This window comes from Actinomadura sp. NBRC 104412 (assembly GCF_030269515.1).
Taxonomy (GTDB): domain Bacteria; phylum Actinomycetota; class Actinomycetes; order Streptosporangiales; family Streptosporangiaceae; genus Spirillospora.
Genome location: NZ_BSTM01000035.1, coordinates 50,791 through 70,283, shown reverse-complemented (window position 1 = coordinate 70,283; position 19,493 = coordinate 50,791). Strand labels below are relative to the sequence as shown.

General features: G+C 68.3%; 18 protein-coding genes and 3 pseudogenes. 10 read left to right on the top strand and 11 right to left on the bottom strand.

What is annotated here, in order from left to right; translation table 11 throughout:
- Positions 1 to 416 precede the first annotated feature (416 nt).
- Positions 417 to 545, bottom strand: a pseudogene (locus QSK21_RS31075) (R3H domain-containing nucleic acid-binding protein); the annotation flags it as partial.
- 1,041 nt (positions 546 to 1,586) lie between these two features.
- Between QSK21_RS31075 and QSK21_RS31070 the strand changes: the two are divergent.
- The gene (locus QSK21_RS31070) at positions 1,587 to 1,760 is read left to right on the top strand and encodes a hypothetical protein (protein WP_285701045.1); all 174 of its coding nucleotides are present in this window, start codon (positions 1,587 to 1,589) and stop codon (positions 1,758 to 1,760) included.
- A complete protein-coding gene (locus tag QSK21_RS31065; RefSeq protein WP_285701044.1) occupies positions 1,757 to 2,152 on the top strand; it encodes a hypothetical protein in 396 nt (131 codons plus the stop codon). The genes QSK21_RS31070 and QSK21_RS31065 overlap by 4 nt, the downstream gene beginning before the upstream one ends.
- A gap of 159 nt (positions 2,153 to 2,311) precedes the next feature.
- Here QSK21_RS31065 and QSK21_RS31060 read toward each other — a convergent pair whose 3' ends face one another.
- The 5 genes and pseudogenes from QSK21_RS31060 to rsmG form a co-directional block, all read right to left on the bottom strand.
- Entirely contained in the window at positions 2,312 to 2,737 is a 426-nt protein-coding gene (locus QSK21_RS31060) for a hypothetical protein (RefSeq protein ID WP_285701043.1), read from the bottom strand.
- Positions 2,738 to 2,796: 59 nt separating this feature from the next.
- Positions 2,797 to 2,955, bottom strand: a pseudogene (locus QSK21_RS36400) (transposase); the annotation flags it as partial.
- Positions 2,956 to 3,605: 650 nt separating this feature from the next.
- Complete coding sequence (locus QSK21_RS31050; RefSeq protein ID WP_285701042.1) at positions 3,606 to 4,598, bottom strand: ParB/RepB/Spo0J family partition protein; 993 nt, start codon at positions 4,596 to 4,598, stop codon at positions 3,606 to 3,608.
- Complete coding sequence (locus tag QSK21_RS31045; RefSeq protein ID WP_285701041.1) at positions 4,595 to 5,464, bottom strand: ParA family protein; 870 nt, start codon at positions 5,462 to 5,464, stop codon at positions 4,595 to 4,597. Before QSK21_RS31045 ends, QSK21_RS31050 begins: the two co-directional genes overlap by 4 nt.
- Before the next feature lie 257 nt (positions 5,465 to 5,721).
- A complete protein-coding gene (rsmG, locus tag QSK21_RS31040; protein WP_285701039.1) occupies positions 5,722 to 6,375 on the bottom strand; it encodes a 16S rRNA (guanine(527)-N(7))-methyltransferase RsmG in 654 nt (217 codons plus the stop codon).
- Positions 6,376 to 6,558: 183 nt separating this feature from the next.
- On the opposite strand from rsmG, the gene QSK21_RS31035 reads away from it, so the two are divergent.
- The 3 genes and pseudogenes from QSK21_RS31035 to QSK21_RS31020 all read left to right on the top strand — a co-directional run.
- Positions 6,559 to 7,029 (top strand): DUF6458 family protein, encoded by a 471-nt coding sequence (locus tag QSK21_RS31035; RefSeq protein WP_285701038.1) that lies wholly within the window; start codon positions 6,559 to 6,561, stop codon positions 7,027 to 7,029.
- Positions 7,030 to 8,126: 1,097 nt separating this feature from the next.
- Positions 8,127 to 8,372 (top strand): YidC/Oxa1 family membrane protein insertase, encoded by a 246-nt coding sequence (locus QSK21_RS36395; RefSeq protein WP_502871613.1) that lies wholly within the window; start codon positions 8,127 to 8,129, stop codon positions 8,370 to 8,372.
- A gap of 71 nt (positions 8,373 to 8,443) precedes the next feature.
- Positions 8,444 to 8,653, top strand: a pseudogene (locus QSK21_RS31020) (transposase); the annotation flags it as partial.
- Positions 8,654 to 8,787: 134 nt separating this feature from the next.
- On the opposite strand, the gene QSK21_RS31015 reads toward QSK21_RS31020, so the two are convergent.
- The 5 genes from QSK21_RS31015 to rpmH are packed head-to-tail and all read right to left on the bottom strand — an operon-like array spanning position 8,788 to position 11,317.
- A complete protein-coding gene (locus QSK21_RS31015) occupies positions 8,788 to 9,273 on the bottom strand; it encodes a Jag family protein (protein WP_285701037.1) in 486 nt (161 codons plus the stop codon).
- 36 nt (positions 9,274 to 9,309) lie between these two features.
- Positions 9,310 to 10,296 carry a membrane protein insertase YidC gene (gene yidC, locus QSK21_RS31010; RefSeq protein ID WP_285701036.1) on the bottom strand — a complete coding sequence of 329 codons (987 nt, stop codon included), beginning with the start codon at positions 10,294 to 10,296 and terminating at the stop codon, positions 9,310 to 9,312.
- A complete protein-coding gene (gene yidD, locus QSK21_RS31005) occupies positions 10,289 to 10,729 on the bottom strand; it encodes a membrane protein insertion efficiency factor YidD (protein ID WP_285701035.1) in 441 nt (146 codons plus the stop codon). Before yidD ends, yidC begins: the two co-directional genes overlap by 8 nt.
- Positions 10,726 to 11,145 (bottom strand): ribonuclease P protein component, encoded by a 420-nt coding sequence (gene rnpA, locus QSK21_RS31000; RefSeq protein ID WP_502871615.1) that lies wholly within the window; start codon positions 11,143 to 11,145, stop codon positions 10,726 to 10,728. The genes yidD and rnpA overlap by 4 nt, the downstream gene beginning before the upstream one ends.
- 34 nt (positions 11,146 to 11,179) lie before the next feature.
- A complete protein-coding gene (gene rpmH / locus QSK21_RS30995; RefSeq protein WP_285701033.1) occupies positions 11,180 to 11,317 on the bottom strand; it encodes a 50S ribosomal protein L34 in 138 nt (45 codons plus the stop codon).
- Between the two features lie 685 nt (positions 11,318 to 12,002).
- Here rpmH and dnaA point away from each other — a divergent pair.
- From dnaA to QSK21_RS30970, 5 genes are all read left to right on the top strand, one after another.
- Positions 12,003 to 14,243 carry a chromosomal replication initiator protein DnaA gene (dnaA, locus tag QSK21_RS30990; protein WP_285701032.1) on the top strand — a complete coding sequence of 747 codons (2,241 nt, stop codon included), beginning with the start codon at positions 12,003 to 12,005 and terminating at the stop codon, positions 14,241 to 14,243.
- Between the two features lie 725 nt (positions 14,244 to 14,968).
- The gene (gene dnaN, locus QSK21_RS30985; protein WP_285701031.1) at positions 14,969 to 16,111 is read left to right on the top strand and encodes a DNA polymerase III subunit beta; all 1,143 of its coding nucleotides are present in this window, start codon (positions 14,969 to 14,971) and stop codon (positions 16,109 to 16,111) included.
- Between the two features lie 187 nt (positions 16,112 to 16,298).
- The gene (gene gnd, locus QSK21_RS30980; RefSeq protein WP_285701030.1) at positions 16,299 to 17,306 is read left to right on the top strand and encodes a phosphogluconate dehydrogenase (NAD(+)-dependent, decarboxylating); all 1,008 of its coding nucleotides are present in this window, start codon (positions 16,299 to 16,301) and stop codon (positions 17,304 to 17,306) included.
- 95 nt (positions 17,307 to 17,401) lie between these two features.
- Positions 17,402 to 18,526 carry a DNA replication/repair protein RecF gene (recF, locus tag QSK21_RS30975; protein WP_285701029.1) on the top strand — a complete coding sequence of 375 codons (1,125 nt, stop codon included), beginning with the start codon at positions 17,402 to 17,404 and terminating at the stop codon, positions 18,524 to 18,526.
- A 289-nt stretch (positions 18,527 to 18,815) separates the two neighbouring features.
- Positions 18,816 to 19,130 (top strand): DciA family protein, encoded by a 315-nt coding sequence (locus tag QSK21_RS30970; RefSeq protein ID WP_285701028.1) that lies wholly within the window; start codon positions 18,816 to 18,818, stop codon positions 19,128 to 19,130.
- Positions 19,131 to 19,493 lie beyond the last annotated feature (363 nt).

The window sequence follows — 19,493 nt, the reverse complement described above, 5'->3', positions numbered from 1 at the left end:
GCTACCGGCTCAAAGACCGCGACCTCGGCCGCGTCCCCGCGGCCAAGACCGACAACTAAAGATCAACAATCGGGTGGGTCACGGTTCACCCGGAACAACCGGGTCACGATTGGGCCGGGATTGACAGCATGCCCGGGCGCTCATCCAGCGGCCACGAGACGCTGCGTTCCGGCATCGGCTGCGGTGCACTGGATCGGGTTGCCGTTGGCCAGCGCGACATCGACCTCAGGATCGCTGGAGCGGCCCGAGGCTCTGTTCAGGGAGTCTCTTCCTTGGTCGGCGTGCTGTATCTAGGGCTGAGTGAGGTCAGGAATCAAAAAACCAAGAAGACCAACTGCACCGAAACCGCGTTGGCCAGCGGTGGCGATCCGAGTGCGCAGGCTCTGATCGGCCGGCGGTGGCGCGAGCTGGAGCCGCTACCACCCAGCCCAGCCGATTGGTAGACGACCACGGTCGGGTTCCTCGCCCTCGGACTCGCTGTGGAGACCCGCGGTGGCCACCGCGTCGTAGACGATCTTGCGTGCGAACGGGATCATGGGGGCCAGCAGCTCGGCCTAGGCGGACTGCTTGACCTCGGCGGACACGTCCTGCCCAGCTTGGTCAGCTCGGCGCCGCCCCGCAACATGAAGACGGCGGCGATTGCTGAACAATGTGCAATGGCGGTTGCGGGCACGAACCCGTGGCGAGAGGTGCCCGCATGGTACGGACACCGGCGGCCCGTCCACGGGCTTGCTGTGGTGCCGACAGCGAGCTGGGGTGGCCCACCGATCTGAGCGCGGCCGATGGTCTCGGCAGGTGCGACGAGGCTGATCCACTGATGGACGCACACTCCACCATTCGCGGGAGACATCAGTGCCGCAGGTGCCCGCCGCGTTGGCGACGCCCAGGCCGAGCCACATGGTGCGGGTCGTTGCGCAGACCCATCGAACAATGGGCAGGGCCACGTCCCGGCGGGCCGACCACCAGGATTCGCATGGGCGAGCAGTAGGTCCAAGACCCGATGGTGATGCTGCTGACTGGCGGAGGCATGGGGACAGTGCTGGGCATGTGGGTCGGCACCGGCGGCGACGGCGCCAACCACTGGATGAGCGGCCGGCCGAGCTGCGCAATCGCGGCGTGCAGGGGATGTGCTCCGCTTGCTGTGACTGTGAAAATCATTGGTGCCGTCCCTGGCCGCAGCCTGACCCGTGCTGCGACTGACCGTGGGGCTTGAGTGCCGGTCTGTCGGTTGTGGTCTGGAACGGTGCTTGCTGCCGCCAGAGCGGCCAGAGCGTGTCCCGAAAGGGTCCTTCGCGACAGGCACCGTCACAGTCCTGACGGCTCGAGCCGGTCCAACGTCGGCCATCCAGCCCCCGTGTTTGAGTCGATTGGAAGCCGAACGATCCCCTCCAGCCTGCCCGGTTCCTCCCCGTCCTGCAGCATCGAGGCCATCCTGGGGGTGGACACCCACCGCGATACCCACAGCGCCGCCGTGGTCAGCGCGCTTGGCGCGCTGCTGGACACCCGCATCTTCCCCGCCACCGCTGACGGTTATCGCGCGATGCTCGGCTGGGCCCGCCAGTACGGCATGGTGAGACGGGCCGGGGGTGGAGTGCACCGGATCGTACGGGGCCGCGCTGAGCTGGCTGCTGCAGGGCGAGAACGTCGAGGTCTTCGACGTCAACCGGCCCGACAAGCGAGCCCGCCGCCCCCGCGGCAAGACCGACACTATCGATGCCGAGGCCGCCGCCGCGCTGTGCTCTCGGGCCGGACGCAAGTGATCGCCAAGACCGGGGCCGGGCTGGTCGAGGCGATGCGGTTGCTCAGGCTCGCTCGCGATTCGGCGGTCAACGCCCGCACCAAGGCGATCAACCAGCTCAAGGCAGTGGTCGTCGGTGCCGACCCGCAGCTACGCAAATCGCTGGCAGGGCTTGCCCCGGCCACCTTGATCCGCAGCTGCGCGGACTTGACCGAGCCGGAGAACGCCACCGCCGTCGAGCAGACCGTCATCTACACTGCGGCTGCGGGCCGAGCGGATTCTGCGGCTCAAGGCCGAGGCATACGAGCTGCACAAGCGACTCAAGACACCGATCAGCCAGCACAACCCCGCCCCGCTGGAGCTGTCCGGCGTCGGGCCCGACAGCGCCGCTGCACTGCTGGTCGCCGCCGGTGACAATCCTAGAGCGGCTCCGCCACGCAGCCTTGTTCGCAGCGCTGTGCGGCGTCAGCCCAGTCGAGGCATCTTCGGACAAGACCCAACGGCGCCGGCTTACCGCGGTGGCGACCGTCAGGCCAACGCCGCCCTGTTCCGCATCGTCCTCTCCCGTCTGCGCTACGACCCACGCACCGGCGACTCCTGCAACGAAGCACCGCCGAAGGCAAGGCCAAACGCGAGGTCATCCGCTGTCTCAATCGCTACATCGCCCGCGAGATCTTCAACCTGATCCGCCCCGTCCGAGAACCACGGAGCATCACGTCCGTCGCTTGACATCCATAGGGGCATCGGCCTGTGGGGGCTGCCCGAAGCGATCGAAGAGAACTGGCCGCAGGCCACCGTCCAGCAGTGCGAGGCTTCCATCCCAGCGTTTTGCCGGTGATCTTGGTGCGGCCTTTCAGTGGGGCTGCGGATGGCCAGGTAACGCACCTTGAGCGCGACCTGCTCGGTTGGGATGGCCGCGATCGCGCAGAACTGCGCCAGTTGCACGGGCGGCGGCACGCTGGTCATCTGGTCCTCGCTGATCGTGGTCGCCGGGCTCACCGGGGTGTCGGTGGTCGACCTGGCCAGGCAGCTGTTCGTCCCGGTGGTGACCGGGCTGGGTGTCCGCGGCGGCGGGTGGCTCGGCGGAACCGCGCGTTCAGGCTCTCGATCGCGTTGGTGGTGTAGATGACCTCGCGGACCTCGGCCGGGAACGCCAGGAACGGGACGAAGGTCGCCCAGGCGTCCCGCCACAGCCGGATCACTGCCGGATACTTCTGGTGCCATTTAGCCTCGGATTCGGCGAACCGCTGCTGTACGGCGGCCATCGGTTGGGGCGGTTTAGATCTGCCGCAACTCGCTGGTGAGCCGGCTCCAGTCCGCCCTGGAGGCATAGCGCAGGCTGGGAACGGACCCGGTGCTGCCGCGCTCAACGGGCTGGCCTTGCACTACGGTGACCCTGTCCACTCGAAGCCTCGGGCTGGTCCACGGCATCCTCAAGCACGCGATCCGGCAAGCCCAGGCGCGCGACTTGATCACGCGGAACGTGGCCAAACTGGTCAAGACCCCAACCGGCAGGACGGGACGCCCCAGCAAGTCGCTCACGCTCGACCAGGCGCATCTCCCTCAACCAGAGAATGATCAGCGCTTCACCCACAGACTTTCAGACACCCCCAGACACTCCCTTGCGAGTCGGCGTTAGCGGAAGGTTTGGGCTTGCTCGGCCAGGTCTGGCGGTACGTCGCTGTGTGTGGCGATTGAGCGTGGGTCCGAGCATGGGCGGGTGTTTCCCGTGAAACATCGCGAGTGGATGGTGGGTGCTTGGCGGATCTCAGGGGCTTGGTTGGAGCTGGGCGTGGGGGGAGTGATTGTGGTTGCGGAGATGACAAGGCTCCGAGGCTGGGGGCCTCGGAGCCTTGTGGATGCGTGGTTAGAGGTCGGTGGCTCTGGGGGGTGTCTCGTCGGGGGCCATGGCCTTGATGATGCGGTCCAGGTCTTCCATGGTGGCGAACTCGACGACGATCTTGCCCTTGTTCCGGCCCAGATCGACGCGGACCTTGGTGTCGTACCGGTCGGAGAGGCGGTCGGCCAGTTCCTGGAGGGCCGGGGCGACCGGCTTCTTGCGGCGGCCCTGGCGTGGGGTCGTTGGGCCGTCCTCGACCTGGCGCGTGGCGATGATCTCTTCGACGGCGCGGACGGACAAACCCTCCTGGACGATGCGCAGGGCCAGGTTCTCCTGGGCCTCCTCGCTTTCGAGGCTCAGGAGGGCGCGGGCGTGACCGGCGGACAGGACGCCGGCGGCGACTCGGAGCTGGACCGCGGGCGGCAGGTTCAGCAGGCGCAGGGTGTTGGTGATGTGCGGACGGGAGCGGCCGATCCGGCTCGCGAGCTGTTCGTGGGTGGCACCGAAGTCCTCCAGGAGCTGCTGGTACGCCGCCGCCTCCTCCAGCGGGTTGAGCTGCTCACGGTGGAGGTTCTCCATGAGCGCGTCGCGCAGCATGTCGTTGTCGCTGGTGTCCCGGACGATCGCGGGGATGACGTTCAGGCCCGCCTTCTCCGCGGCGCGCTTACGGCGCTCGCCCATGACCAGTTCGTAGTCATGGTCCTCGCCGTGGAGCCTGCGGACCACGATGGGCTGGAGGAGTCCGACAATGCCGATGGACTCGGCCAGTTCGTCGAGGGCCGATTCGTCGAAGTTCTCGCGAGGCTGCCAGGGGTTGGCGCGGATCGAGCTCAGCGGGATCTCAGCGAAATGGGCACCGGCGACGGGCTTGATGTCGTTGCCGGACCTGCCGCCCTCGGAGCCGCCGGGCATACCGTTCCCAGTGCCGGGTGCCTCGCCCGATCCTGGGGCGGGTGCAGGCGGGGCGGTTGGGATGAGGGCTCCAAGACCCTTGCCCAGGCCACGTCGTTGCTGGCTCACTCCGGCGCTCCCCGATGGGCCATTTCCGAGGCGGCTTCGCTGTAGGCGAGCGCACCGCTGGAGCCCGGGTCGTAGGTCATGACGGACTGTCCGTAGCTGGGGGCCTCGGAGACCCGGACGCTACGAGGGATCACCGTGTTGAGGACGACATTGCCGAAGTGGTTCCGCACGTCCTCGGCGACCTGTGCTGCCAGGCGGGTCCGCGCGTCGTACATGGTGAGCAGGATCGTGGAGACGTTCAGCCCTGGGTTGAGGTGGGACTTGACGAGGTCCACGGTACGGATCAGCTGCCCGAGACCTTCGAGGGCGTAGTACTCGCACTGGATCGGGATGAGCAGCTCGTTCCCGCCCACGAGTGCGTTCACGGTCAGCAGGCCGAGCGACGGCGGGCAGTCGATCAGTACATAGTCGAACTGGTCGGTGTCGTAGGAGTCCAGCGCGCGGCGCAGCCGGGACTCACGGGCCACCTTCGACACCAGCTCGATCTCGGCGCCGGCCAGGTTGAGGTTGGCCGGGGCGCAATGCAGGTTGGGGATCTCGGGTGCCGGGACGACGATGTCCGCCAGGGGAAGGTCCTCGATCAGCACCTCGTAGATGGACGGTACGTCGGCTCGATGCTCCACGCCGAGCGCCGTGGAGGCGTTGCCCTGAGGGTCGAGGTCGACGACCAGGACCTTGGCACCGTGCAACGCCAGCGAAGCGGCAAGGTTGACCGAGGTGGTGGTCTTGCCCACGCCGCCCTTCTGGTTGGCGATGGTGATCACCCGGCATGTGCCCGGCCGCGGCCATTCCTTGTCTCGCCGTTCGGGTCTGACCCGTACCGAGGTTTCACGTGAAACCTTGGCGTCCTTGAGTGCCTCGCGCACCAGCTCTGACTCCCCCTGAGTTGGTCCTCCACGCGGACCCGGCGGTGGCTGGACCCCGCCGTTCGTCGGCACATAGCCGACGGTCTCCGCCGTACCGGACGTCGTGTTACCCCACATCGCATGGCCGGAGGGCAGTGCGTCCCCCGCCTTGCCGGTCTTCGCCCCGGTGTCGGGGCCGGACGATCCGTCCTGGGGGGATTCGCTGGAGCGGTCAGGCTCGGAGGGCCAACTGGAGGAGCCCAGTCCTGGTCCCGTGCTCATGACGACCTCTTCTTCCTCGACCCTTTGGCGCGTCGGGGCGCGCGCTCGGCGACCACACGGACAAGCGTTGTCGGCGGGTCGACCTTACCGCGCCCGACTTGCAGCAGTTCCGCGGTACGGACACCGAAGCGATCGAGAACCGGCTTCGCCTCGTCCAACTCGGCCGCCGCGCGCTCTCCCTTGAGCGCCAGCAGTTCCCCGCCGGGCCGCAACAGCGGCAGGGCCCACTTTGCCAGGCGTTCGAGAGGAGCGACAGCGCGGGCGGTCGCCACGTCCATCGACATGTCCGCGGCCACCTCCTCGGCTCGGGCGCGGCGCACCTTGACGTTGGCCAGTTCGAGCAGCTCGACGCACTCGTTGAGGAAGGTGACGCGGCGCAGCAACGGCTCCAGCAACGTGATCGACAGATCCGGCCGGATGATCGCCAGCACGATGCCGGGCAGCCCGGCACCGGAGCCGATGTCCACGACCGTGGCGCCTTGGGGGACCGCCTCGGAGACAACGGCGCAGTTGATCAGATGACGTTCCCAGAGCCGGTCGACCTCACGCGGCCCGATCAGCCCGCGCTCGACTCCGTCCTCGGCGAGGAACTTCGCATAGCGTTCCGCGAGCGGCAGCGCATCCCCGAAAACCTCGCTCTCAATCCCCACCGTACGAATCGTTCCACAAAAACCAACGAGGTCGCACAGTACACACTGGTCGGAGGGCCATAGGAACCTTACGGATCGGCTACGCCGTAAGGGCTTTCGCATACTCCGGGTCGATCGGGTACAGGGACGGACAGTGCCGAACCCCCGGCTCATCGCACAACCCCGGAAGGAGGCTCCGAGACCATGGGTATCGGAGTCAGTCTCTCGTTCATCACCATCGGCGCGATCCTCGCGTTCGCGCTCCACGTCGATCTCAGCGGGGTCAACATCCAGTTGGTCGGCTGGATCTTCATCCTGGTGGGATTGATCAGCATGGGATTCACGCTGAAGTACACCAGGCCGCGACGCCGCGCCAACATGATGGCCGGTACGGACCCTGGCTATGTGGAGGCGGAGGAGCCCACCGGCCCCGGCGCTCTGGTCCGCGAAGAGCGGATCATCGAGCGCTCCGTGGATCGCCCCAGCGAGCATGTCGAACGTGTGATCGAACACTTTGTTCCCCAACCTCCTGCCGACGGCCATTCGCAGCCCACCCCGACTCATCCGGCTCAGGACCCGGCACATGCGCAGGACCCCTCGTTCGCTCAAGACCCTGCGCAGGAGAATCTGACCGCCCGACGACGCTTCCGCCGCCGAAGCTCGTTCCGGCGCTGACCTATCAACCCCCAACGGGGCACCTTGCCGGCCCGTGGGCGGCGGTCCGGCCGGGGCGCCGGTCAACACCGATCTCCGCCACTATGGTCAGCGTCTGGCTCTCAGTCCACCTCGCCGAGCAGGTGCGGCGCGTACGCGGTGACGGTCGCCCGGCTGATGCCTGGGTAACTCACCGCGTCAGCTTCGGTGGTTCTCGTCTCGCCCGATTCGGAACCGTCCCTTGTTCGCGTCCGGGGCGGCGCCGGATCCTGGTGATCTCGGGAGACGCCGCCGGTGACGCCCTGGCGGCCATGCTCGCCGTCGCCATCGGCGCGGACACGGACGGAGGTGAGGAGGCCACAGCCGGGCCGGGCGTCCAGATCGCCGATCCGCAGGGACGGACGGCTCGGTCCGAGTCTTCGAGGTTCCTCACGTACACCTGGCCTGGAGAGTCTCGAACCGGCCAAGCTCTGAAGGGACAGTCCCCAGCGGCGGGCATCGTCTGCTCCTGTCCCGGGCTCTTATGGAATGGTGGGCCAGTCGGTCCGGCTTGTGGAAGCGTCGGCGGAGGTCGGATCATGTTCGCCCCTTTGTCAGGTAGGACGGGCTGACGATTCGATGGTGACGGGTGGCTTCTGGGGGCGCCATACGTTCCACAGCCTGTGGATAACGCTGGTGGGGGAGCCGGAGGGCTGCTCAGCGCAGGACTGCTGTGTCATCCGTGATCACAGCGAGTCGATCTTGCATGGGTCGACGGGAACCTGACCGCGCGTGACAAGCCTCTGGATGTTGGCCAGGCCACAGGGCTGGGCATCGTGGCCAGGTGCGCCCGGTGGCTGGGCGTCGGCCTGCTCTCCCGGCTGCTCATGGTGCCGCTGTTCGTGAAGCAGATCCATGCGTCCCGGAAGATGCAGGAGCTGAACCCCAAGGTCCAGGCGCTGCGCAAGAAGTACGAGCGGCATGTGGCAGCGCTGGCGGCGGTTGCGTCCACGCCAGGTGGTGTACGAGTTCGACCTGGTAGAAGGGCGTGGCCTCGTGACGCGAGACGGCTATCGCGCGAAAGGGCGATGGCTGTGGACAAGCTGGCCCACCGAGCAGATCGAGGGCGTGGGAGCCTGATGTGTTGCGGCCGATGGAACGACAAGCAGCGCCTCAACCAGGAGGTCATGAAGCCCTACCAGGAGAGCGGCGCCAAGCCCCTGTCGGGCTGCCTGCCGCTCCTGGTGCAGATGCCCGTCTTCATCGGCCTCTTCCAGGTACTGCGCCGCATCTCCGACGCCAACCCCGGCGAGGGCGTCTTCGCGGTCACCCCAGAGCTGATTTCGCAGTTCTCCGCCGGCATGTGGCAGCGCTGGCGGCGGTAGCGTCCACGGAGGTGGTGTACGAGTGCGACCTGGTCAGAGGGCGTGGCGTCGTGACGTGAGACGGCCATCGCGTGAGAACGCGATGGCTGTGGACAAGCTGGCCGGCCGAGCAGATCAAGGGCGTGGGAGCCTGATGTGTTGCGGTCGATGGTCAAGACGATGGTCGAGGCGCTGATCAGTGCGGAGGCCGATGGGTGTGCGGCGCCGGCTACGGGCAGCGCTCGGACGAGCGGGTCAACCACCGCAACGGCTACCAGGTGCGGGCCTGGGCCACCCGCGCCGCATGCGAGGGTGGACCGCCGCGTTGTCCTCTACATGCTGCGAGGCGAGGTCCGTTGGGACGGGCCTCGCCTCGTTAGTGCTTGCCTAGAGATGTTGGGGGACGGCCGCAGGGCAGCTCCGGCCGATTACCCGGTCAGGACGGGTAGACGACCACGTAGCGGTCGGGTTCCTCGCCCTCGGATTCACTGCGGAGGCCTGCGGCGGCCACCGCGTCGTGGACGATCTTGCGTTCGAACGGGGTCATGGGGGCCAGCGGCTTGGCCTGGCCGGACTGTTTGACCTCGGCGGACACGTCCTGCCCCAGCTTGGTCAGCTCGGCGCGGCGGCGCTCGCGGTAGCCGCCGATGTCCAGCATCAGGCGGGTGCGGTTGCCGGTCTGCCGGTGCACGGCCAGGCGGGTCAGTTCCTGCAGTGCCTCCAGCACCTCGCCGCGCTTGCCGACGAGTTCGTCCAGGGACGCGCCGACCACGGCGACCAGCGCGCGCTCCCCCTCGACGTCCATGTCGATGTCGCCGTCATAGTCACCGATGTCCAGCAGGCCCTCGATGTAGTCGGCGGCGATCTCGCCCTCCTGCTCGAGCGCCTGGACGTCGACCTCGGTGGTGTCGGTCTGGCTCAACGGGGTCTCCTTCTCCGGCAAGGACAGGGGTCAAAACTAGCGCTTCTGGCTGCCGCTGCGCTTGCTGCGCGGCTTCCGCGTCGGCTGGTTCCGGACGACTTTGGGCTTCGGCTCCGGTTCCGTGGGCTGTTCGGGGCCCTTCTTGAGGCGTCCCTTGGTGCCGGTGGAGTTCGCCGGCGCCTTGGCACCAGCCTTGCCCTTGGCGGGGCCCTTGGCCGGGACCTTGCCGGTCGGTTGTGCCGAGGAGCCGTTCTCGGTCGCGCTCAGCGGCGGGTACTTGGAGTAGATGTAGTGCTGCTGCACCAGGGTCCAGCTGTTGGACGTGACCCAGTACATGAGCACGCCCAGGGGGAAGCCCAGGCCGAACAGGCCGAACAGCGGCGCGAGGAAGACCATCATCTTCTGCGCCTGCACCATCGGGTTCGCCTCATCGGTGACCGGCTGGCGCTGCATGCTGGCCCGTACCGTGAAGAAGGTCGTGCACGAGCTGATGACGACGGCGATGGCGGTGACGACGATGGCCGCCCAGGGCCTGGGGTCGGTGCTCCAAGCGTTCAGGAACGTGTCCGGGATGTGCGCGCCGAAGATGTCGGCCTTCTGGGCGCTCTGGACCAGCTCTGGGGTGACCGCGAAGACGCCCTCGCCGGGGTTGGCGTCGGAGATGCGGCGCAGTACCTGGAAGAGGCCGATGAAGACGGGCATCTGCACCAGGAGCGGCAGGCAGCCCGACAGGGGGTTGGCGCCGTTCTCCTGGTAGAGCTTCATGACCTCCTGGTTGAGGCGCTGCTTGTCGTTCTTGTACTTCTTGCGCAGCGCCTGGACCTTGGGGTTCAGCTCCTGCATCTTCCGGGACGCATGGATCTGCTTCACGAACAGCGGCACCATGAGCAGCCGCAGCAGCACCGTCAGCAGAATGATCGAACCGCCCCAGGCCCAGCCGCTGTCCTTGGGGACGAGGACGCTCAGGCCCGTATGGATCCAGACGATCAGTTGAGCGACGATCGAGTACAGCCAATCAAGCACCGGGAAGCTCCTTGGGCTCTGCTAGGGCGGGGCCGCTTTCGACACGGCGGTCCTTGCCATGGCGGTCTCCGTCACGGCGATCCCTGCTAAGGCGGGGCCGCGAAGTACCGCTCTCGGCTTGGCGGTCTTCGCCAGGGGTCGTGGAGGGGGCGACGCCCTTGGCCGGCGGTACGGGGTCGTATCCACCACGGTTGAAGGGGTGGCACCGGCCGATCCGGCGGACGGTCAGCCAGCTACCACGCAGCGCGCCGTGCACCTGGAGGGCCTCCAGGCCGTAGGCGCTGCAGGTGGGCTGGAAGCGGCACTGCTGTCCGAGCAGGGGGCTCAAGAAGCGGCGGTAGGCGCGGACGAGCAGAATCAGGGCACGCGCCGCGAGGCTCGGGCCCCGGGTCCCACGCGGGGGCGTTGCATGCCCCTCTGGATTGCTCGTCATCTCCGTCCCTTGGACGTTGGCCGCAGGAGCCGGTCGAGCGCCGACTCGAGGTCCGCGGCCAGTTCGCCGTAGCGCGCCGTTCCCGCAGCGGGGTTAGCACGCACTACGAGCAGGCTACCCTCCGGGAGCCGGTCCAGGTGCCCTCGGACCAGGTGCCTCAACCGCCGGCGGACCCGGTTGCGGACGACGGCGTTGCCGACCGTGCGGGACACGATGAACCCGACCCGGGGAGGATCCGCCGCGGAGGCGGCGGCCTCACGGCGATCCCCGCTTCCTGTGGATCCCGCAGGCGGCCCGGGTGAGTCCGCGGCTCCGCCGGTGGTTTCGTCCCGGCGGAGCAGGTGCACGACGACGGTGGGCCGACCAGCGCGGCGACCGCGCCGGACGGTCAGGGTGAACTCGTCCCGCCGCCGCATCCGGTGACCGGACGGCAGCATGCGAGGGGAAGGGTCAGACCGCGATGCGGGAGCGGCCCTTGGCGCGCCGCGCGGAGAGGATCGCGCGCCCGGCGCGGGTGCGCATCCGCAGCCGGAAGCCGTGCTTCTTGTGGCGGCGACGGTTGTTCGGCTGGAAAGTACGCTTGCTCACTCGAGGCTCCAGTGCTGCGGTCGGCTTGTCTTAAGGCGTTGGTCTTCAGGCGTTGGGCTTGGCGCGATGTCTCGCATCGAGGGCCGCGTCCGGTCCCCCGCAGCGGGGGCCCACCCGTGCTCGACCGGTCCGCACGGAACACACCCGTACGAGAAGTAAGTGGGACGAGATGGCGGGCACGCGGCTTCGCCGTCGATGCGACTCGACCTCAGAACGTTACGGGCTACCAGGCCATGCGGTCAAACGGAGCCCGCGGGTCAGCGCTTCCTTACAGCACTTGCTCACGGTAGCGGAGTTGCCTGTGGGCAGTGTGGCGATGGCCACGCATCCAAGGGGCGTGCGGAGAGGATGTTGCGAGGCTCCGGCGCCGGGCGCTAAGGTCTCCGGGCGAGCCGACCAGAGTCCAGTCGTACGGTACGGTCGCGTCCTTCCCCATCCCGCCTGATAGGCGGGTTCCGCTTCCCAGATAGCGCCATCCTGAGCCCGTCCGTCGCCGGTGGTGGTCCACCGACTTTTGCACAGGGCTTCGATGCTCATACACAGCATGTGGACAACTCTGTGGACAACTCGTGAGAGAGTAAGTCTCCCGCGGCGCCGCTGAGGTCTCCGGGACCGGCCGCGCCCGTGGGAACGCTGGGTAGTGAAGGTGCTCCGGGGTCGGAGTGTTCGGGAGGGGACCTTGCGCATGGACGGACAGGATCTCGCATCGGTCTGGACCCGCACGCTCACGGCTCTCTCCGAAGGGGAACTTCCCGCGAGCTACCGCGCGTGGCTGCCGATGGTCCGGCCCCTGGCGCTGGTGGAGGGCACCGCTCTGCTGGCCGCGCCCAACGAGTTCGCCAAGGACGCCTTGGAGACGCGCCTGCGTGCGCTGATCACGCAGGCTCTTTCGCATGAGCTGGGACGGGAGATCCGTGTCGCGGTCACCGTCCAGCCTGAACCGCCATCCGCTTCCGGTGCCTCGGCGGGGTCGCCGGGGGCGTCGTCATCCGGTGCGGCCGGCGAGCCGGGGCCGGGCCGGGGACAGCTCGAACGGCCTCCCGATGCCTATGGGGAACGCTCGTACGCCGAGTACGAAGAGCGTCCCTACGATGACCGGTCGTACGAGGGGTACGAGGGCCGTTCGTATAGGGACCACCGTTCCTACCCGGAGCAGGGGTATGGGGGCGCTCCGTCCGCAGGTTCTATCCACAGCCCCGGCGCGGGCGGTGGATATCTCTCAGAGGACGAGGACCGCGGGTGGCCTCAGCGTGAGAGCGAGCACGGTGGGCAGGGGCACGGCGGGGGGTTTCCGCCGCCTTCGTCCCGCCGACCCGGATCTGGCCCTGGGGCGGAACGATTGGCCGGAGGGTCGTCGCCATTCGACGACGGACGTGGTTCCCAAGGGGGAGGTCCTCAGAACGGGCTGCCGGCGGCTTCCCACGGTGAGGGCTATTCAGGTACGGGCCGCCCCAGAAACGGCGCGGACTCCTATGGCCATGGGGGAGAAGGCCAGGGTCGGCAGGGTCAACCGGGAGGACCCGGTGCCTCGCAGGGGGTGCGAGGGCACGCGCCCTCTCACCTGAACGACCGCACCCTGGGCGCGTCCAGGCAGGGCCTGGGTCGTGGTGAGCCGCCCCAGGGACGGAGCGGGGCAAACGACGAGCCTCAGAGCGGCCTCGGTACGGAAGGCGCCGCCTACGCGTCGGCCGACTCCTACAGAGGGGATGAGTCCTACCGCGACGAGTCTCCTTACAGGGGCGAAGGCGCGGCGTTCCGGGACGAGGACCTTCCGAACGTGCCGAAGCCCCGGGGTGTCCACGCGCCTGGCCATCCGGGTGGCGGCCCTGGAATGGGTCCGCCCACAGGAACCGGTCCAGCGGGCAGCGGCCCGGCCCCCGGAGCGGAGCATGCACGGCTCAACCCCAAGTACACCTTCGAGACCTTCGTCATCGGCTCCTCCAACCGCTTCGCGCACGCCGCGGCGGTCGCGGTCGCCGAGCAACCGGCCAAGGCGTACAACCCGCTGTTCATCTACGGCGACTCGGGCCTGGGCAAGACGCACCTCCTGCACGCCATCGGCCACTACGCGCAAAGCCTCTTCAACGGGGCGCGCGTGCGGTACGTGAGCTCCGAGGAGTTCACCAACGACTTCATCAACTCGATCCGCGACGGCAAGGCGGACGGCTTCCGCCGGCGGTATCGGGACGTCGACATCCTCCTGGTCGACGACATCCAGTTCCTCGAGGGCAAGGAACAGACGCAGGAGGAGTTCTTCCACACCTTCAACACCCTGCACAACGCGAGCAAGCAGATCGTCATCTCCAGTGATCGGCCGCCTAAAGAACTGGTGACGCTGGAGGATCGGCTGCGCAACCGGTTCGAGTGGGGCCTCACCACCGACGTCCAGCCGCCGGAGCTGGAGACCCGGATCGCGATCCTGCAGAAGAAGGCGCGGCAGGAGGGACTGGCCGCGCCGCCGGACGTGCTGGAGTTCATCGCGTCCCAGATCGCGACCAACATCCGCGAGCTGGAGGGCGCGCTGATCCGGGTGACGGCGTTCGCCAGCCTCAACCGGCAGTCGGTGGACATGAAGCTGGCCGAGATCGTGCTGAAGGACCTGATCCCGAACGACACCGGCCCGGAGATCACCGCCGCGATGATCATGGCGCAGACGGTGGAGTACTTCGGGACCACGATCGAGGATCTGTGCGGCCCGTCCCGGTCCCGGATGCTGGTGACCGCCAGGCAGATCGCGATGTACCTGTGCCGCGAGCTGACCGAGCTGTCGCTGCCCAAGATCGGCCAGCAGTTCGGCGGCCGCGACCACACCACCGTGATGCACGCCGAGCGCAAGATCAGATCTCTGATGGCCGAGCGCCGCGCGATCTACAACCAGGTGACCGAGCTGACCGGACGGATCAAACACCAGGCGCGCAAGCGCTGACCCAAGCCCGTCGGCTCCCGTCCAGGGGGTCCGGCGGGTCGGTGGGGTCCGGCTTGAACGCGAATCCGAGCGCCTAGGGCCGCCCACACCAGAGCCGGACGACCCCAGCACATGGACAGGGCAAGAGGCCGGGCGCGCGTGGAGTGGCGAGAGCCAAGGCAAACCCCCGATACCCACAGGCTGGGGAAAACACTGGGGATCCAAGTGGAAAAGCCAGGGGACAACCTGCGGAGAACCTGAGGACAAGACGTGGATGGTTTGGGGACGGGCTGGGGACGCCGCCCGGCATCATGGGGACGGCTCCGTGGACAAGCTGAGGATTGCCTGGGGACGCGCTGGGGACGGAGCGTCCGGCGGCCCCGGCTCGGCGCGGTCTCCGGGGTGTCGGTCGACGGATCCGCGGTGTCCGGCTGGAGAACCTGCGGAGAACCCGTGGATAACCGGGGGATGAGGTGAGGATGACGTGTGGGGACGGTTTCGCCATCCTCAGGCGGCGCCGCCGCGTCCACTTCGAACCCACAGCGCCGGTGGACAAAAACAGGTCACCCACCTGCGCGGACGCCGGATGTCCACACTGTCCACCGCCCCTATGACGAGTACTGCCTCTTGTCTCTATCCAAGAAAAGAACATCTCAACTCAGGGCCTGGGGATCCCGTGTCCCGGGCGTCCCAAATGATCAGTTCCACCCAATCCGCGAACCGAAACCTTCAGGAGGCGGGTCCCCATGAAGTTCCGCATCGACAGAGACGCCCTCGCCGACGCCGTGGCGTGGACCGCCCGGACCCTTCCGGCCCGGCCGCCCGTGGCGGTGCTGGCCGGCATGCACATGGTGGCCGGGGGTGAGGGCAACACGGACCGGCTGAAGCTGTCGGCATTCGACTACGAGGTCTCCGCACAGGTCGCCACGGAGATCGACGTGGAGGAGGCGGGAAGCGCCCTGGTGTCGGGGCGGCTCCTGGCCGAGATCTCGCGCAGCCTGCCCCCACACCCTGTGGAGGTGACCACGGACGGCGCCAAGGTCATGCTCCGTTGTGGCAGCGCGAAGTTCACACTGCTCACCATGCCTGTGGAGGACTACCCGACACTCCCCCAGATGCCACCGGCCGCCGGTTCCGTGGGAAGCGACGAGTTCGCCGCCGCGGTCAACCAGGTCGCCGTCGCGGCCGGTAAGGACGCGACCATCCCCATGCTCACCGGTGTGCGTGTGGAAATCGAGGGCGAGACGGTCACCCTGGCCGCGACCGACCGCTACCGGCTCGCCGTACGGGAGATGCACTGGAAGCCGGACCGTCCCGACTTCACCGCGGTGGCCCTGGTGCCCGCCAAGACCCTGGCCGACACCGCCAAGTCACTGACCGCGGGCGCGGAGGTGTCCATCGCGCTGGGCGGCGCCGACGGCGCGGGCGAAGGGATGATCGGTTTCGAGGGCGGGGGGCACCGCACCACGTCCCGGCTGCTGGACGGCGACTTCGTGAAGTACCGCTCGCTGCTGCCCAGCGAGTACGCGGGCCTCGCCGAGGTCCAGACCGCGCCGTTCATCGAGGCGGTCAAGCGGGTGTCCCTGGTGGCCGAGCGGAACACCCCTGTACGGCTCTCGTTCAGCCAGGGAGAGGTCGTCCTGGAGGCGGGGACCGGTGATGAGGCCCAGGCCGTCGAGGCGCTTGAGGCGACGTTGGAGGGCGACGACATCGCGATCGCGTTCAACCCCGGGTTCCTGCTGGACGGGCTGGCGGCGATCGGCTCGGACGTGGCGCGGCTGTCGTTCACCACGCCCACCAAGCCCGCAGTGCTCACCGGCAAGCCTCCGCAGGAGGGTGAGAACCCCAGCTACCGTTACCTGATCATGCCGGTGCGGCTGTCGGGCTGACCCTCGGACCTGCACGGGTCCAGGGGTCCGCACCGTAGGGGAGGATGAGGCGGACTATGCGGACGCCCGTGCGGGTTGTCCACATCGGCTTCCGCCCTTGGGATCGCACCGGATCCACATGGGTTCACAAAGGCGGGCATTGCACGCGTAGGCGGCTGTTTGCGGGTACGCCTAGGCGCGATGCGGTGTGGGCCGCCCTGGGCGGGACGCCGACGATGTAGGGCACGCACGGCGACGTGTACGGCGACGACGCCACGTACAGGGGAGAGAAGACATGGAGATGGGGATCATCGGCCTGGGCAGGATGGGCGGCAACATGGCCGATCGCCTCCGCCGCGGTGGCCACACGATCGTCGGTTACGACCACCATCCGGAGAACAGCGATGTCTCCTCGATGGAGGAACTGGTGGAGCGGCTGACCCCGCCCAGGACGGTGTGGCTGATGATCCCCGCCGGCCCCCCCACGCATGAGGCCATCCACAGGCTTGGGGAAATCCTCGAACCTGGGGATCTCGTCATCGACGGCGGCAACTCCCACTATGTGGACGACCAGAAGCACGGCGAGGAGCTGTCGGCCCGAGGGATCGGCTTCCTCGACTGCGGGGTCAGCGGCGGCGTATGGGGGAACAAGAACGGCTACGCCCTCATGGTCGGCGGCGACGAGGAACTGGTGAAGCGCGCCATGCCGATCTTCGAGACGCTCAAGCCCGAGGGCGAGTACGGCTTCGTGCACGCGGGGAAGGTCGGCGCCGGGCACTTCGTCAAGATGGTCCACAACGGCATCGAGTACGCGATGATGCAGGCGTACGGGGAAGGTTGGGAGCTGATCGAGGCCAGCGACCTGGTCACCAACGTGCCCGAGACGTTCCGCAGTTGGGAGCAGGGCACCGTCGTCCGCTCCTGGCTGCTCGACCTGATGAACCGCGCGCTCGCCGACGACCCCCACCTGGAGCGGCTGCGCGGCTACGCCAACGACTCCGGTGAGGGACGGTGGACCGTCCAGGCGGCGGTGGACCACGCCGTGCCGCTCCCCGCCATCACCGCCGCGCTGTACGCCCGGTTCGCCTCCCGCCAGAAGGACTCTCCCGCGATGAAGGTCGTCGCGGCCCTCCGCAACCAGTTCGGCGGCCACCCGGTCGAGGCCGCCAAGGGCGCCGACTCCCCCGGCGCAGACGTCAAGCCGCCCTCCCTGTAGTCCCTTGTAGTTCTCCGGGGCCGCGCGGGCGGACGCTCGGTGGTGTACCGGCCGCCAGGTACCGCGGGCCTGCGAAGGCTCTACCCTCGTGTCTCGTGCACGTCGCCCACCTCTCGCTACAGGACTTCCGCTCGTACGCCTCCGCCGAGGTCGCGCTGGAGCCGGGAGCCACCGCGTTCGTGGGGCCGAACGGCCAGGGCAAGACCAACCTTGTGGAGGCCATCGGTTATGTGGCCTCGCACAGCAGCCATCGTGTGGCGACGGACGCCCCCTTGGTACGCCAGGGGGCTCCCCGGGCGATCGTGCGGGCCGGGGTGGTGAAGGACGACCGCAAGGCCCTGATCGAGCTGGAGATCAACCCGGGCAAGGCCAACCGGGCGCGCCTCAACCGTTCGCCGGTCCCCAGGCCCCGCGAGATCCTGGGGATGCTGCGCACCGTCCTGTTCGCCCCGGAGGACCTGTCCCTGGTCAAGGGGGACCCTGGGGAGCGGCGCCGCTTTCTGGACGAGTTGCTGACGGCACGCGCGCCCAGGTTCGCGGGCGTCAGGTCCGACTACGACCGGGTTCTGAAGCAGCGCAACGCCCTGCTCAAGTCGGCGGCCGCGCACAGGCGGTCCCCCGGACCGGAGGTGCTGGCCACCCTTGACGTATGGGACTCGCACTTGGCCCGTACGGGTGCGGAGTTGCTCTCAGCCCGGCTGGAACTGGTGGCCGCGCTGCGTCCCCTGGTCGCCCGGTCCTATGCGGCGATCGCGCCTGGGAGCGACTTGGCGGGGCTTGTGTACAAGAGCTCCTTGAGTGAGACGGAGTTGTCCACAGACCGTGCACAACTCGAGGAGCAGATGCTCGCCGCTGTGGCGGAGACGCGGCGGCAGGAACTGGAGCGCGGGATCAGCCTCATCGGCCCGCACAGGGACGACCTCGTCCTGCGCCTGGGGGAACTGCCCGCACGCGGCTATGCCAGCCATGGCGAGTCGTGGTCATTCGCCCTGGGACTGCGGCTGGCGGCCTTCGACCTCCTGCGCGCGGACGGGGACGACCCAGTGCTGATCTTGGACGATGTGTTCGCCGAGCTGGACACGGGACGGCGCAGCAGGCTCGCGGAGATGGTGGCGCAGGCGGAACAGGTCCTCATCACTGCGGCGGTGCCGGTGGACGTCCCAAGGGAACTGGCCGGCAACTCTTACACCGTCGCCGATGGGAAGGTGACCCGTGAGTGAGCCCACTTCCAGTCGGCTGCCCGACGGCCCTTCGGGTGGCGATGATCCACAGGCTGTGCATAACTCCACCGATGCGGCGAATTACGCCGGAGATCCGGCCGACTCAGGTGGGGACGACGGCAAGTCCGTATCTTCGGCGAAATCGGGGATCGAGCTCGCTCGCGAGGCCCTGGCGCAGGCGAAGGCTGACGCCCGCAAGTGCGGCTCCGTACCGGGGCAGGGCGGAAAACGTAAGGGCGGCGGCCGTCCCCTCGTAATACGGGAGCCCGGCCGTGGGGGCGATCCCAAGTTGTTCGGGACGGCCATACGCGAGCTTCTGGCGTCCCGGGGCTGGGAGCAGCGCGCAGCCGTCGGAGGGGTCTTCGGCAACTGGCCCGGCATCGTGGGCCCTGAGCTGGCCGAGCACACCCGTCCCGAACGCTTCGAGGACGGTGAGCTGACGGTGGTCGCGGACTCCACCACCTGGGCGACGCAGCTCAGGTTGCTGGCGTCCACGCTGGTCAGGCGGCTGAACGAGGAGCTGGGGCACGGAACGGTCCGGAAGGTCAAGGTCGTCGGCCCGTCCTCGGGCCCCCGCCGCCCCGGAGGCTGGCGCGTCCGCTGACCGGCGGCCCGAGCCTGACCGGCGGCCCGAGCCTGACCGGCGGCCCGAGCCTGACCGGCGGCCCGAGCCTGACCGGCGGCCCGAGGCTCCGCGGCGGCCTTGAAACCGCGGCCGGGCACGGCTCCGAAGCCACCGCCGGGCGCCCGGCGGCGGGCACCCTGCGTGATCGAATCGGCCTTCGGCGAACACGGAATGTCAGTGCCGTGTGACAGCGTTCATTCCGTACGACTGGACCACGCGCAGGAGGCGCTATGGACCGGCCACGCGGCGCGATCGGGCGGCTGCGCGCGGCCATCGGATGGCGCGGAACCGGCCCGGCCGGCCGCCGGATGAACTTCGCGGACGAGCGCGCCGTAGGCCAGA

What these genes read in the sequence shown, in the direction of transcription:
- QSK21_RS31035 (WP_285701038.1), top strand. Translation starts at nt 6,559, where the DNA reads ATGGGTATCGGAGTCAGTCTCTCGTTCATCACCATCGGCGCGATCCTC.
- QSK21_RS36395 (WP_502871613.1), top strand. Translation starts at nt 8,127, where the DNA reads ATGTGTTGCGGCCGATGGAACGACAAGCAGCGCCTCAACCAGGAGGTC.
- yidD (WP_285701035.1), bottom strand. Translation starts at nt 10,729, where the DNA reads ATGACGAGCAATCCAGAGGGGCATGCAACGCCCCCGCGTGGGACCCGG.
- rnpA (WP_502871615.1), bottom strand. Translation starts at nt 11,145, where the DNA reads ATGCGGCGGCGGGACGAGTTCACCCTGACCGTCCGGCGCGGTCGCCGC.
- dnaA (WP_285701032.1), top strand. Translation starts at nt 12,003, where the DNA reads ATGGACGGACAGGATCTCGCATCGGTCTGGACCCGCACGCTCACGGCT.
- dnaN (WP_285701031.1), top strand. Translation starts at nt 14,969, where the DNA reads ATGAAGTTCCGCATCGACAGAGACGCCCTCGCCGACGCCGTGGCGTGG.